This window comes from Stenotrophomonas sp. YJH_SMC_4 (assembly GCF_059371575.1).
The window spans coordinates 160072-174849 of sequence record NZ_JCAFUR010000002.1; the positions used below are offsets into that span (position 1 = coordinate 160072).

The window sequence follows — 14778 nt, forward strand, 5'->3', positions numbered from 1 at the left end:
CCCCCACGTACACCCACGCTCTTGAACTACCTCTTCCCAATCCTTGCCTGCCTGCTGTGGGGCGCGAATACCATCGTGACCAAGCTGGCCTCGGGCGCGGTCGGTCCCATCGATATTGGTTTCTTCCGCTGGCTGGTGGCGGCCATTGTCCTGCTGCCCTTCGCGCTGCCGCGGCTGCGCAACAACCTGCAGACCGTGCGTGCCAACCTTGGCCGCTTCCTGCTGCTGGGGTGCCTGGGCGGGGTGATGTACCAGTGCCTTGCGTACTATGCGGCGCACTTCACCTCGGCCACCAACATGGGCGTGATCCAGGCATTGATTCCACTGCTCGCATTGGCGTTGTCACGCGTGTTCATGGGCCATCCGGTGCGCGGTACCTCCATTGCCGGTGCGGTGATTTCCACTGTCGGGGTGGTGGCGGTGGTCTCGCAGGGCGACCTGGCACGATTGGCCGCTCAGGGCGTGAACCGCGGTGATGCGATCATGCTGATCGGTGCGTTGGCCTTTGCCGCCTACAACGTGCTGATGCAGCGCTGGAAGATCCCGCTGACGGTGCTGGAATCGTTGTTCCTGCAGGCCACCGCCGCGTCGCTGATCCTGTTGCCGGCGCAGCTGCTGGTCGGTACCGGGGTGAACAATCTCACCGCGGTCGGCTGCATCGGGTTTGCGGCAGTATGCGCGTCGATCCTGGCCCCACTGACCTGGATGACCGGATTGTCACGGTTGGGCGCAGCGCGTGTCTCCGGCTTCTTCAACCTGGTGCCGATCGTGACCGCCGCACTGGCCGTGCTGCTGCTGGGTGAATCGCTCAGTGGCTGGGTACTGGCAGGGGGCGTGCTGGCGGTATCCGGTGTGGTCTTCGCCGAGTACGCAGCGAAGCGCGCGACGATGGCGAGTGGGGGCGAAGCGTCCTGACGCGGTCGGGCCGGACCCGCGCGGACCTCAGCCGTGGCGTGTCGTCCCGCACAGCGCCTGCTCCACCTCCTGCTCCAGCGCGTCGGCGTCGTAGCCGCGCTTGCCCTGCAGGCTCAGGTACAGCGACAGCGGGTCCACGCGGTCACCGCTACCGGTGAAGGCAGGCGGATACGACCATATCTGCAACGTTCCGCTGCGCGTGCAGTCGCGGCCGGCTGCAGGCAGTGCCCCCAGCTTCCGCCAGGCATCGATGTACAGGGCGCGCGTGATGCCGTGGTCTTTCGACGGCACCGCAAGCATTGCTTCCGTCCCTGCCTGGGGGGCGGATTGAGCATGTCGGGCCAGAACGTCGGCGACCTGTTCCCAGCAGACCTCCACTTCCTTCAGCACGGGGGAGCGCAGGAACGGCTGCGCTCTCGCCCAGACCTCGCCGCGGCTGCCGGCGAGTCTCAGGAAGCGTTCGCGTCCGCCGGTGGAGCGTTCGGCCAGTCCGCGACCGACCAGTTCAGCGGAGAGCCTCGACGCGGTCATCGAGGTGTATCCGGCAGCACGGCTGACCTCACGCGGCGACCACCAGCGTACCTGGCCGGACAGGAGTACGTGGATGAGCACGGCCTGCGCCGAAGGCAGCAGCGAAATCGCTTTCTTCTCGTGGTCGGGCGCATCGCGGAACTCGATCGCCAGGCTGGGGGCGTACAGCTGGTTGTGCGGTACCACGAAGTCGATATGGTTCTCGACCAGGAACCTGCGCTGGGTGGGGGTGAGGTACGGCGAGACATACAGCACCATGGCCTTTGCCGCTGAGCGCAGCACTTTCACATCCTGGATGACGCGGCTGCTGGATTCGCCCGGGACGCGTGGAACTGCCAGCATCGCCGGCGTTTCACCATAGAGGGTCAGCTCGGCGATGTGATAGCGCGAGGCCATGGTCTGCGGGATGAAGCGGGCCGCAGCCACGGGGCCGACCACCGAGGCCAGGCCGGGCAGGATCCGGCGCAGGTAGCGCTGCGCATCCATGACCAGATCGGTCAAGCCACTGTGTACTGCCGTTGTCATCGCTTGCTTCCCTTGGACCAGCCTCATCCCCGCAGCGGGGAGGGGGTGGTCCATCGCATTCAGTGGTGAATCCGGAGAGGTCGGGCGAGGTGGATGCCGCGCGGGCGATCCTCGCTTGCCTGCTCCATCTGCTGCCGTTGCGCCAGTGTTGCCGGGGATGTTGGAGATTGGGTCGAAGTAGCGTGGAGATTGGGTGGAGGTTGTGTGCGGCGTGGCCGGCGGAACTCCCCTTCCGCCGGCCACGTGCACGGACGCTACGGTCAGAAGCGCTGCGAGTACTTCACGTACACCGTGCGGCCGATGTCGAAGCCGCCGTAGTAGGGGAAGGAACTCTCCGGCTTGGAGAACATGATCGGGCCGCGATGGTCGAACACATTGTTCGAGCCCACTGCCACGGTGCCATCCCAGGGCAGCCTGTAGCTGACCTGGATGTCGTGGAACGCATTCGAGCCGACCCTGCGCACGGCATCCGGTTCGCCGTTGGCGATGCGTTCGGGCGCGGTGCAGGGCCGGTTTGGCATGCAGCCTTCCATCATCCCGGAGTAGTAGCGGACCGTGTACTGGGCCGAGAGGTTGCCCAGCTGCCAGTTGACGCCGAGATTGGACCGCAGGCGGAACACCCCAGGGCGTCCAATACGACCGTCCATGATGGTGTCACCGGCCGAGTTCTGCTTCTCCTCGTCGTACTTGGAGACGTAGCTGTTCTGCAGGTCAAGGGTGAAGCGACCGAACGCGTACTCCGGCAGGCGGTAACGGATGCCCAGGTCCCAGCCCTCGGTCTTCATCGCGCCGAGGTTGGTCAGGCCGTAGAACATGCTGGTGATGTGGCCATCAGCGGCACGCTTGACGCTGCCGCAGCGCGAGGCATTGCCCAGCACGTAGCAGTCACGGAGGATGCGATCGACGTTGTCCTCGATGATCATGTTGGCGATCTTGTAGCTGTACCAGTCCAGGTTGATGTCCAGACCGTTGACCCAGCGCGGGCTCCAGACCACACCGACGGTCTTGCTCTTGGACTCTTCCGGGCGCAGGTTCGGGTTCGAGCCCGTGGTGAATTCGTTCGGGGTGGCGCACGGGTAGCTGGTGCAGGGCTTCAGGCCCTGGGCCAGCTGCTCGTAGCCACGCGGAACACCGGCGGCGTTGCAGGCCGCGTTGCCGTTGACGCTGTTGGTGGCGCCGATGCCGCAGGGGTCCACGTAGGTTTCGAAGCTGGTGCCCAGGCCGCCATACAGGTCGGAGATGCTGGGAGCACGGAAGCCCTCGGCGAAGGTGCCGCGCACCATCAGCTCCTCGACCGGGCGCCAGGCGAAGCTGGCCTTGGTGTTGGTGGTGCTGCCGAAGTTGCTGTAGTCGGAATAGCGTGCCGCAACGTTGACGGTCAGCTCCTTGGCGAACGGAAGGTCACGCAGCACCGGCACATTCACTTCGGCGAAGACTTCATTGAGGCTGTAACCGCCTGCAGTGGTCTGTGCCCCCAGTGCAGTGCTCTGGCGCGACTGGGCAAAGGCGTCGGGAACGTAGCGTCCTTCTTCCTTGCGGTACTGGTAGCCCATCGCCACCGAGAGCTCGCCCGCCGGCAGTTCCAGCACCGGGCCGGAGATGTTGGCGAAGTAGCTTCGGGTCTTGGTGATGCCGGTATCGGTGAACGTGGGGAACAGGAAGCGCTGCAGTTCCGGGTCGGCAAGCGAGCCGGCGCCAGCAACGCCGTACGGCAGCAGCGGATTCCAGGCCAGGCAGCCGGCGATCGGTGCACCTGCGCTGCCACAGCGTGCTACACCGTTGCCATCAACAAAGGACTGTCCCAGCGCTTGGCGCGAGGCGATCAGGCTCATGTCACCACGGCCGGTCTTGGTCACCTCGTTGCGGTTGAACAGCGCGCCCACCTCCCAGTCGAACGTTTTGCTGGCCAGTTCGAAGTAGCCCGACAGCGTCGGTGCCACGCGCAGCGACTTCAGCTTGCTTTCGGTCGTGCGCGGAAGCTCCCACAGGCGGCGGTTGAAGGCGATGTCATGGCCGACCGGGTTGAACGCACTGTTGCCGGCCAGAGGCGTCCCGAACTTGGTCGATTCGTAGGGGTAGCCGGCAATCTGCTGGTCCGAGATGCGCTCGTTGTAGCCGATATCGGTGGTGAAGGTGATCTGGTCACTCAGTGCATAGTCGGAGCTGAGGAACAGCGACCGGCGCTCGATGCCGGTCTGCACATGCATCTGCTCGTTGCCGTTGGAATACTCGGCCGGCGTGATCGGATGGTAATCGTTCGGGTTCTTCGGGTCGCCACCACGATTGAGTGTCTTGAATACGGAATTTCCGGTGGCACAGTCGTAAAGCGCCGGGTCACACCAGGAGCCGTTCTGGCTGAGGTCGCTCCAGCCCGCGCGCGGATAACCCGGCCCCGAACCACCATGCTTGGAGAACCAGCGGTCGCGGGCGAACACCGGGTCGGCCTTCTGGTATTCCAGGGCCAAGGTGTAGCCACCTCGCTCGCCGCGCGCGCCGGTAACGAGCGAGAACGTGCTGTCCTTGCCGTCGCCCTGGCTGAACTGGCCATGCTGCGCCGAAAGCTCCAGCCCCTCGACGCTCTTGCGGGTAATGATGTTGATGACACCGGCGATGGCGTCGGATCCGTAGAGCACCGAGGCGCCATCCTTGAGCACGTCGATGCGCTCGACCGCGCTCATCGGAATCTGGCTCAGGTCCTGCAGGCCGCTGGTGCTGGCGCCCAGGCGCTTGCCGTTCACCAGCACCAGGGTGCGGGTGGCGCCGAGGTTGCGGATGTTTGCGTAGCTGCCGCCGACGTCTTCGCCGGACGACAGCGTGCGCGAACGTGAGAGCGCTGGTGCGCCGGCCGACGTGAGGTTCTGCAGGACGTCGGCGATGGTGGTGAAGCCCTGCTGCTCGATCATCTTGCGCGAGATGGCAAGCACCGGCTGCTGGGTTTCCACATCCACGCTGCGTATCGCCGATCCCGTCACCTGGATGCGGTCCAGGTTCTTCGGAGACTTCGCAGCATCGTCCTGTGCATTGGCAGCCGGCGAGAAAACGGCAGCCAACACGGCGCCGATCCCTGCCGAAAGCAGAGTGTATTTGTAGTGCATTGTTTCTCTCTCCAAATCCGTTGTGTGGTCGCAATGCGCGCGGCGCTACGACCGGTCTGCATTCCGTTACCCGGAATCGAGAGGAACCTAACATCCCGCTCACATTTGAACTGCGTTATGGACGCGTTATCTTCGCGCGCCCTTGGCCGCTGTCCTGCACGGGGAGTGCACGTCGCGTCGACGTTGTGCAATGTCGTTTCGCTTCAGTCTGGCAGCTCCTTTCCCGGCATACACAGGAGGCCGCCGATGAATACGCCTGGCAAGCCGAAACCCAGCTGGAAGCAATGGCATGTGCTGCTGGTGATTCTGGCAATTGCGCTGCTGATCAGTGTGATCATCGTCATCGCGCCATGGTAAGGCAGGCATCGCATGCTTGTTTTCCGTGAACATTCAATGATGCCGGCAATGAAGAAGTCAGCACGTGTTCCGCATGGTGATGTGTACATCAATTCGTACTCACCCGGCCGGCACACGAGGACGATGATAGTGAGGTCGAAGGCAGTGCCGACGCGCTGCCATTCTCCACTGACTTTCGAGCACACAGGAGCGACGCCATGAGCACCCAGTCCACCATCGAACATCGCCTCAACGACCTGATCGAGATCGCCCGTGATGGCAAGTCCTTCTATGAGGAAGCCGCAACGAAGGTAAAGGATGCCGAACTGTCGGCACTGTTCACCCGTATCGCCGGGGTGAAGGCGCGGATCGTCGCGGCGCTCAGCGGTTCGGTTGCCGCCAGCGGCGGCAAGCCGGCCGAGCACGGCACCATGGTCGGTTCGATGCAGCAGTTCTACGGCAAGGTGCGCGCCGCGTTTGGTGATACCAACTACGGCTACGTGGCCGAACTGGAAGAATCCGAAGACCGCCTGCTGGGCGCGTTCAAGGATGTGCTGCAGGACAACGATCTGCCGCCGGCGGTGCGCCAGGAAGTGACCCAGCTGCTGCCGGATGTGCAGGAGTGCCACAACGTCATGCGGGCACGCAAGCACGCCATGAAGGCCGCCTGACGTCCCGCGCCGGGCGGCCGATCGCGGCCGTCGAGCCCCGGAGGCGCGTCATGCCCCGGGAACCTTCGCAGCCCGGCAGGGCTGCGAAGGACCGGGCGTCCCGCCCCCGTTTCCATGGTTATACTTGGCCGAGTCCAGGGAACAGGCGCGGCATGACGAAGGGGGCTTCGTCCAGCATCAACGTCAATCGCCAACCGGATGCAGTCGCGTCCGGTTTTGTGCGTGTGCGCGGTTTGCTGTGATGTGCGCTTCGCCGGTCTTTCCGTTGCCTGGTCCTGGTTGTCCCATCGCCATCCATTGCGAACAGGCCCACTGACGATGCGTCGAGTCAATGCACTTTCCGCGATGATGTTGCTGGGCACGGTTGTGGGAAGTGCGGGGGCGCAGTCCTACAGCAAGACCAACGTCATCACCTATCACGATGATCTGTCGAAGTGGGTGCTTGGCCAGGTCCGGACGTCGGTCAACCAGGACACGGGCCGGACCGAGTCCCAGGTGGATTATGACCCGGCCACCGCGAAGCCCCAGCGGATCCATGCCTTCGGCCAGCTCCAGCAGACCATTCACTACAACAGCGACGGTACCGTTCGCGCCGTGGTGGACGGGCGTGGCAATACGGTGAGCCTGTCCGGCTGGAAGCGCGGCATCCCCGGGAACATCCAGTATGCGGATGGTTCGACCCAGTCTGCCGGCGTGGATGACAATGGCTGGATACGCTGGATCACCGATGGCCGGGGCAACACCACGCGTTACGACTACGACGCGATGGGGCGCATGTCGCTGGTCGACTACCCCGACGGCGATACGGTGGACTGGGCGTCCACCACGACACAGTTTGCCCAGGTGGGCGGCGCCGAGTACGGCATTCCTGCCGGTCATTGGCGGCAGACGGTCAGCACCGGCAATGCGCGCAAGGTCACCTACTACGATGCGCTGTGGCGCCCATTGCTGGTGCGCGAGTACGACGCGGGCAATGAAGCCGGCACGCAGCGGGCCTCGGTGACCGCCTATGACACGGCAGGGCGGGTCACCTTCCAGTCCTATCCTGTCGCGGGGGTCGGTACGGTCCAGGACGCCGGAACTGGCGTCCGTACGACGTACGACGCACTTGGGCGGGTGGTCCAGGTCAGCCAGGATTCCGAGATTGGCGCGTTGGTCAGCACAACCGAGTACCTGCCGGGGCGGCGCGTGCGCACGACCAATGCCAGGGGTATCCCGACCGTCGTGACCTACACCGGTGCAGATGCCGCGAAGCTTGACTGGCCGGTACGTATCGAACTGGCCGAGGGAGCCGTGCTGGATATCCCGCGGGACGTCTTCGGCAAGCCGACGTCGATCATCCGCAGGGCCAGCAATGGCTCGGTGACGTCGACCCGGCGCTATGTCTACGATGCGGCGCAGCGGTTGTGCAAGACGATCGAACCGGAAACCGGCGCCACCGTAATTGACTACGACGCCGCATCGAACCCGGTTGGAAGCGCGCAGGGGTTGGACCTGTCCGATGCAGGCAACTGCAACCAGGACATTGCCGCGGCGAGCGGGCGCCGGGTGGTGCGTTCCTATGACGCACGCAACCGGCTCGCATCACTGCAGTTCCCCGACGGCAATGGCAACCAGCGCTGGAGCTACTGGCCCGATGGCCTGGTCAAGCAGGTCACCACGTTGAACGCCGGGGTGGAGACGCACAACAGCTATGCGTACAACCGTCGCGGGCTGCTCATCGGTGAGGTGCAGAGCCCCACCGATGGCGAAGCGCTGGCGATGGGGTATGCCTACGACGCACTGGGCAACCTGTCCGCGCATCGCTATCCCTCCGGCAACGTGGTCGCGTATGCGCCCAACGCACTGGGACAGGCCGGGCAGGCGGGCTCCTACGCCGCTGGCGTGGTCTATTACCCCAACGGGGCGATTCGTCAGTTCACCTATGGCAACGGTATTGTCCACACGATGGTGCAGAACGCGCGCCAGTTGCCGGATGAAAGCCAGGACACGCTTGGCGCAACCCGGATCCTCAGCGACGGCTACGACTACGATGCGGTCGGCAATGTGATGGCAATCACTGACGGTGCCACGGGCCGCAACCAGCGTGGCAACCGCAATCTGGGCTATGACGCGCTGGATCGGCTCGTTTCGGCTTCCTCGCCCATGTTCGGCTCGGCGAGCTACAGCTATGACGCGTTGGACAACCTCACGCGGGTGACGATTCTCGGCCGTGACCATCACTACTGCTATGACAACGCCTGGCGCTTGACCAACGTGAAGGTCAACGGGTGCGGAGGGTCAACCGTGGTCGGCCTGGCCTACGATGCGCAGGGCAATCTGCGGGCGAAGAACGGGCAGCCGTTCGCCTTCGACTTCGGCAACCGGCTGCGTGCGGCGGCAGGTTCCGAGAGCTACCGTTACGACGCTGACGGTCGCCGCACACAGACAGATTCATCGTTCGGACGGATCACCTCGATGTACGACCACGCCGGCGTCCTCCGCTACCAGGCGAGCGAGCGCGAGGACAAACGGACCGATTACATCACGCTGGGCGGAAGCCTGGTCGCCAAGGCAGCGGTGCCGATGCGGCGTTCGCCGGCCGCGAAGGACTTCGTTGGGTGGTCGCCTGTGGCCTCTGCCGTCCGCTACGTCGTCGAGGAAAGCGTGGACGGGGTGACCTGGACCACGGTCTACGAAGGCAACGCCGCGAACTGGACGTCGGCCGCACGCCCTGCCACCAGCTATGCGTATCGCGTGCTTGCCTGTGGCGCCACGGGGAGCTGCACGCCGGTGTCCGATGTCTCACATGTCCAGCGTCCGCAGGGTGACATCGTGCCCCTGCTGTACCAGCTGCTGCTGGGCTGAGCGTAGCGGGCTGCACCGGCGGCGGTGCACCGTCAACCGGTTATTCATGACAGGGGAAGGAAGAACATGGCTGGAGTACGTGCTGTATCGCGCCCGCGTGGCGCCATCGGCGGCAAGGTCCTGCTGGCGGTGGTGGCAGTGCTGGGAACTGGCCTGGCCTCAACGGCAAATGCTGAGCCTTACAATCTGGAAGGCCATCGGATCGTATCCGTCGCAACTGGCTGGGGCGGGGAAGGGTTCTACCTGGTGACGCAAGGTGTGCTTCCAGCGGGCTCGGATTGTGGGGGTGGCAATCGCTTCATTCTCCTCAATGATCATCCGATGCAGAGGGAGATGGTCTCGATGCTGCTCATCGCCTGGCAGAACAAGCTGCGTGTCGGATTGCGTGTCGACGGCTGCACCTCCGGGGTAATGCAGCTGAGGGCAGTGACGATGCCTGAGGCCTGATGTCTGAATCCACAGGGGAACTACATGATGATGAGTGACGCGACGCCGGGCTTCCGCAGGAGGTTGGGAGCGGGGTTGGCCTTGACGTTGGCCTTGTGCCTGTCTGCACCACTGAAGGCGGAGCCAACCAGCGATCAGATGACGATTCTGTCGCTGCGGCCGTACATGGACGGCCCGGCGGGAATTGTGTACGTGCATGTTTCGAGTACGGCTTTCTGCAATACCGATACCTTTGCAATCGACATGTCCCGGCCGGGAGCCAAGGAAGCCTACGCGGCGGCGTTGGCAGCGCTGACATCGGGGAAGAATGTCCGGCTCGAGGCGTTCAACTCCACCGGGTGCAATGGCTGGGCGACCCGGCTCCAGTCGATCTTCATTCACGCGTAACGCTCCACGGATGGATCCAGGACGCGATGATCCTGGGGTATCGCGCATGGCCTTGGGGCGTGAATAAAAAGGGGGGCGGCCCTGAGGCCGCCCCAAACCGTCAGGAGAACACGCGTCTAGAAGCGAACCGACCAGCGCATGTTGGCGCTGTGGTCGCGGCTTTCACTGCCGTACTGGCCGCTGTAACCCAGCTCCAGCTGCTGGCGCGGGGTCAGCCAGGCCGACAGCCCCAGCTCGGCCACAACGGCGCTGTCGGCAATCGGGGCGCCTTCGACCGCGAAGGTGGTGGTGCTGTTGGCGAATGCGAGGTCGGCCAGCTGGCTGCGGTCACCCGAGGCACGGCGGTAGCCCACGCCCCCATGCAGGTGCAGCCAGCTGTCCTGCTGGAACGATGCCTTCAGGCCCTTGTCGAAGCGCAGGCCAGCGGTGGCGATCGTGGTGCCGGTGTCGTCCACCTTGCCGTACAGGGCGGCTGCACCACCGCGCTCGTTGATCTGCTTCAGGTCCACCTCCACGCGCGCGACCTGCAGGTAGGGTTCCAGCCCGGCCTCCGGACCACCAAAGCGGTAGCCGGCTTCGATGAAGGCCTGGCGGGTATGCGCGTTGTAGCGGGCGCTCAGGCTGTCGCTGAACCCTGCGAAGTCGACATCGCGGGTGCTCTTCACCTTGTGCTTGCTCCAGGCGACGCCGCCACGCAGGCCGAGGCCGCCCCAGTTGTGACTGGCATATGCACCGAAGTGGGTGTTGTCGATCTTCGACTTGGCACGAAGCGCCTGCTGCTTGACGTCGGTGCGGCCGGTGCCAGCCAGCACGCCGACCTGCCAGCCAGAGAACTCGTGGTCGATACCGGCCAGCAGGCCGTTGCTGTTGGCTTCGGTGCGGGCGGTATTGCTGTTGCCGTCCAGCCTGCTGTTGCCGCCCAGAGCCTGCACCCAGGCGCCGGTGGCGTCGCCCGCATCGGCGCCTGGCGCGACTGCACCTGCACGGCGGGACAGCGCGGCATCGCGTACGTAGCGGCTGCCTTCCACCAGTGCGAGCGGCGTGGCTGCGTGCAGTTCGCCGCTGAGGGCGTCGAGCACGCCGCCGACCTGCTGCGGGAACAGCTGGGTCAGCGGCTTGGGCAGGCCCTGGTTGATTGCCAGCAGGTCCGCCGCGGCGGCCACCGCGCGCTGGTTCGGGGTGGTGGCGGCGCTGGCCAGCGAGGCACCGCGTGCCACGTCGATACGGGTGCCATTGGTGCCGTAGGCGAGGCTGAACTGCAGGAACGGCGAGAACGCGCTGAAGTCGGTTTTCGCGAACTGGCCGTTGATGCCACCGTCGGCGCGGATGAAGTTGAACTGCTCGCCGAGATAGTAGATGCCTGGTTCCGGCAACGCGACCAGCGTGCCGCCGAGGGTGGCGGTACCGGTCACGTGCAACTGGTCGCTGTGCCCGCCAGGCGCGAGTTCGGCGGCGTAGACGCCGGTCGCGCCCTGCACGTAGTCGCCGTTGATGGTCAGCGTGCCGATCGAATTGCCGGGCGCGATGGTGCCGTCCACTCGGGTGCTGCCCAACGTGCCGATACCCTTCAGCAGGCCGTTGCTGCCGACCGTGGTGGTGCCGCCGGTCTGCATGCCATTGAAGGACACCACGCCGCCATTGACGGTCAGGTTCCCGTCCTTCAGAACGCCGCTGGCGCTGACCGTGCTGACGCCACCGGTGGTGGTGAGTGCGGTGGAGACCAGGCTGCCGTTGAGCAGGAACCGGCCGCCTTGCACATCGACCGCCGAGGTGAGGGTGTTGCTGCCGTTCAACTCCAGCGTGCCCTCGCGCAGCACCGCGCCGTTGAAGCTGTTGTCGCCGCTCAGGCGCAGCCAACCGATGCCGGATTTGGTCAGCGTGCCGGGGCCGCCGATGTCATTGGTCCAGTCGTCCCAGGCATCGCCCTCCCACACCTTCAGGCCGCCGGCCCTCTGGTTCATCACCACGTTGGTATCCACGCGCAGCGAGCCATAGCCCTCGATGGCCCTGCGCAGGTCAACCATGCCCCAGCCGTAGATCGGGTCGACGCCTGCCGCACCGAGATCGCGCGCGGTGGTCAGCAGGACGTCGCGCACCTGGGCGTTGTCCAGGTAGGGGAAGCGCTCCATCAACAGGCCGAGTGCGCCGGTGATATGGGGGGCGGCCATGGACGTGCCGGTCTTCAGGCCGTAGTCGTACGTGGGATTCTGGCTGTCGATGAGAAGACGGACGTAGTCTGCGGTCTTCTCCAGCCGTCCCTGGATGTCACCGGAAACGATGGTGCTGAGGATTGCCGTGCCGGGTGCGGAAATGCACCAGTTGGCGGCAGCGCCACAGATGCTCGAGCCTGCGTTGATCACGTAGTCGGTTTCACCATTGGCTGTATTGGGCTGGCGAACGTTGGCGACGGCCAGCCAGTAGGGCTCGATCTCCGGCTTCCAGCGCGGCAGGGCCGCGGTGATACCGGCGACGGCGCCGCTGCCATTGCCGGCCGACCAGACCTGGATCAACTGCGAAGCGGGCGCGTTCGCACTGTCCTTGTAGATGCTTCCGTATACGTCGTAGCCGGCACCGATGCGTGCGTACTGGGCATCCAGTGCGGCCACGGTCATGTTGCGGGTGGAGATGCCCCAGCTGTGATTGATGGCACGCACGCCTTGTGCCTGCAGCTGCGCGTACATGTCCAGCCTTGCGGCACCATCGGGATCCGTCCGTTCCACGGCTTCAGGCAGGTAGCCTCCGCTCGCCTGGCGCCTCCATTCGTAGTAAGTGTCACCAAATACACGGGCGGTCGTCAGATCGGCACCGAAGGCGACGCCGTGCATCCCCGTGCCATTGCGGTTGGCGCCAATGGTTCCGAGGACATGCGTGCCGTGATCGGCATAGCGGAAACCCCATTCACGGCCTGCGGCAATGATGTTGGCCTGCAGGGAAGCAGGCACGCCCGCGCCGAGCGTGTAGTAGTTGATACCCGGTTGATCACCCTGTGTCTGGCTGCACGCGCCGGTACCGCCGACGGTTCCCGGTGACGCACAGTTCGGGCCGATGGTGATGCTGGAGGTGTTGCGGCCGGCGAATTCGGGGTGAGCCAGTGCCGATCCGGTGTCGAACAGCGCCAGGCGCACGCCCTTGCCGGTCAGGCCGCGGGCATACGCGTGGTCGGCCCCCATCGCACCCAGGCCCCAGTCGGCGTTGAATTCATCGCTGCGCCAGCTGGCGGCATCGCCCGGACTGCCGAGCAGGGCGGTGGCGGTTGCCGCGGGCGTGGCGGCCGTCGATGCTGCAGGCGCGCTGACGGCGGGCTGTGCCCACGCCGCCTGCAGCTGGCGCTGTTGCTGCCATGCGTCGAGCGCCTCGCCGGCCATGGCGGGCGCGGCAGCGGCAAGCAACAGAGAGCTGGACACGGCCAGCGCGAGGCGGCTGTGCAGCGGGGAGCGGGAGTGGGACGAACGGCCGTGCAGCGGGTGATTCATCGGGCAACTTCCTTGGTGGACGGGCAACAAGGCCGTTAACGCCAATCCGTGGCGACATCCCCCACGCATGTGAAAGGAAAATTGTGAACAGGTTAAGTGTGCGTGACAGTGGGCTTCACTTCGTCTCCCCGTGTCCTCGCTAACGTGGGCCGGCCTGGGCTCACCAGGCTTATCAAGGAGTGATGGCGATGCGTGTTGTCAGGAAGGTGATCGCAGTGGCGGTATTCGCGTTGGCGTGTACCGGTTCGGTGGCGGTGGCTGGGCCGGTCGAGCCCTGCGACCAGCCGTGCTGGCGGGCTTATCAGATGTGCCTGGCCAGTGGCACCGATGCCGGTGAATGCCAGCAGGCGTACAACACCTGCGTGGTCGATCTGTGCATGGGCGTGTGAGTCGCGCCGTTTGAGCCGTACGCGGAGCCCCGTCATCGACGGGGCTCTTCTGTTCCAGCGATCGCCTCAGATGGCGATGCCGGCATCTGGCCCGAGCCCGCTTGCGGGCCATGCACGCAGCGGCGAGGATGGGAAATCGCACCGGAGCCGCTGCACATGGCCGTCAAACGCATTGTCGCCAACATCGCCACGCCCGACCCGGCGCGTGCCGCAGCGTTCTATGGCGGGCTGCTGGGCATGCCGGTGGTGATGGACCATGGCTGGATCGTCACCCATGGCGGGCAGGGCAGTGCGCTGGCGCAGGTGAGCTTTGCCAGCGAAGGGGGTTCCGGCACCGCGGTGCCCGATCTGTCGATCGAAGTGGACGACCTGCAGCAGGTGCTGGAGCGCATGCACGCGGCCGGCATCCCGCTGGAGTATGGCCCGGCCGACGAGCCTTGGGGAGTGCGTCGTTTCTTCGTCCGCGACCCGTTCGGGCGGCTGTTGAACATTCTCGCCCACACCTGAGCGGGAGGCGTTGCGTCAGCGGCGCCTGCCGCTGCGCGTCGGCGCTGCCGGAACGCCGACCATGCGCAGGCAATCCGCTTCCACAGCGGCGATGAAGGCATCGGCATCCTGTGCGGGTGTGGCGATCAGGTCGTCGGTGGCACCGTGCACGCCGGCATAGATCAACGAGGCGGTGACCTGTGGAGCAGGCAGCTGCCACAGTCCGGCTGCGTTGCCCGCTTCGAGGATGCCCAGCAGCTGCTGCTGGATCGCATTGCGCTCGGCATTGCCCCGCTGGTGGTGGTGATGGTTGGCGTACACCACGTCATGCAACGCGTGGGTGCGCGCGTAGATCTCGATATTGGCGCGGATCCAGGCGCGCAGGCGCGCTGCGCCATCACCGGCAGGGTGTTGCTGCACTGCCTGCTCGACCTCGTCCATGAACTGCCGCGTGTAGCGCTGCGCCAGCGCCTGCAGGATCTCGGTGCGGGAGGCGAAATAGGTATAGAAAGTGCCCTTGGCCACGTCGGCCGCGGCGACGATGTCGCTGATGGTGGTGGCGTCCACACCCTGCGAAAGGAACAACGCCTGCGCGGCGTCCATCAGTTCCTCCTGGCGGGTTTCGGCGGGCTTGGTGCGAGGCCTGGCGACAGCTGGGGTCTGCATGGTGGGCGGT

11 protein-coding genes are annotated in these 14778 nt (G+C 65.2%); 7 read left to right on the top strand and 4 right to left on the bottom strand.

Features of this window, described 5'->3' with window-relative positions:
* Positions 1-21 precede the first annotated feature (21 nt).
* On the top strand, positions 22-915 hold the full coding sequence (locus AC5P9F_RS04260; RefSeq protein WP_024957912.1) for a DMT family transporter: 894 nt from the start codon (positions 22-24) through the stop codon (positions 913-915).
* Between the two features lie 27 nt (positions 916-942).
* On the opposite strand, the gene AC5P9F_RS04265 is transcribed toward AC5P9F_RS04260, so the two are convergent.
* Entirely contained in the window at positions 943-1971 is a 1029-nt protein-coding gene (locus AC5P9F_RS04265) for a hypothetical protein (protein WP_005411170.1), read from the bottom strand.
* Between the two features lie 260 nt (positions 1972-2231).
* Complete coding sequence (locus AC5P9F_RS04270) at positions 2232-5066, bottom strand: TonB-dependent receptor (RefSeq protein WP_052504352.1); 2835 nt, start codon at positions 5064-5066, stop codon at positions 2232-2234.
* Positions 5067-5620: 554 nt separating this feature from the next.
* Here AC5P9F_RS04270 and AC5P9F_RS04275 point away from each other — a divergent pair.
* From AC5P9F_RS04275 to AC5P9F_RS04290, 4 genes are all read left to right on the top strand, one after another.
* Complete coding sequence (locus AC5P9F_RS04275; RefSeq protein WP_005411167.1) at positions 5621-6073, top strand: PA2169 family four-helix-bundle protein; 453 nt, start codon at positions 5621-5623, stop codon at positions 6071-6073.
* Between the two features lie 318 nt (positions 6074-6391).
* The gene (locus AC5P9F_RS04280) at positions 6392-8920 is read left to right on the top strand and encodes an RHS repeat domain-containing protein (RefSeq protein WP_043034584.1); all 2529 of its coding nucleotides are present in this window, start codon (positions 6392-6394) and stop codon (positions 8918-8920) included.
* Positions 8921-8986: 66 nt separating this feature from the next.
* Positions 8987-9367: a hypothetical protein gene (locus AC5P9F_RS04285; RefSeq protein ID WP_005411165.1), complete on the top strand. Its 381-nt coding sequence runs from the start codon at positions 8987-8989 to the stop codon at positions 9365-9367.
* Positions 9368-9391: 24 nt separating this feature from the next.
* On the top strand, positions 9392-9754 hold the full coding sequence (locus tag AC5P9F_RS04290) for a hypothetical protein (protein ID WP_032967009.1): 363 nt from the start codon (positions 9392-9394) through the stop codon (positions 9752-9754).
* Between the two features lie 116 nt (positions 9755-9870).
* On the opposite strand, the gene AC5P9F_RS04295 is transcribed toward AC5P9F_RS04290, so the two are convergent.
* Positions 9871-13227 carry an autotransporter domain-containing protein gene (locus AC5P9F_RS04295; protein ID WP_495231893.1) on the bottom strand — a complete coding sequence of 1119 codons (3357 nt, stop codon included), beginning with the start codon at positions 13225-13227 and terminating at the stop codon, positions 9871-9873.
* Between the two features lie 188 nt (positions 13228-13415).
* On the opposite strand from AC5P9F_RS04295, the gene AC5P9F_RS04300 reads away from it, so the two are divergent.
* Both AC5P9F_RS04300 and AC5P9F_RS04305 read left to right on the top strand, forming a co-directional pair.
* A complete protein-coding gene (locus AC5P9F_RS04300; protein ID WP_005411162.1) occupies positions 13416-13616 on the top strand; it encodes a hypothetical protein in 201 nt (66 codons plus the stop codon).
* Positions 13617-13772: 156 nt separating this feature from the next.
* Entirely contained in the window at positions 13773-14123 is a 351-nt protein-coding gene (locus AC5P9F_RS04305; protein ID WP_005411161.1) for a VOC family protein, read from the top strand.
* A 15-nt stretch (positions 14124-14138) separates the two neighbouring features.
* On the opposite strand, the gene AC5P9F_RS04310 is transcribed toward AC5P9F_RS04305, so the two are convergent.
* The gene (locus AC5P9F_RS04310; RefSeq protein ID WP_005414565.1) at positions 14139-14768 is read right to left on the bottom strand and encodes a TetR/AcrR family transcriptional regulator; all 630 of its coding nucleotides are present in this window, start codon (positions 14766-14768) and stop codon (positions 14139-14141) included.
* Between the last annotated feature and the right edge of the window lie 10 nt (positions 14769-14778).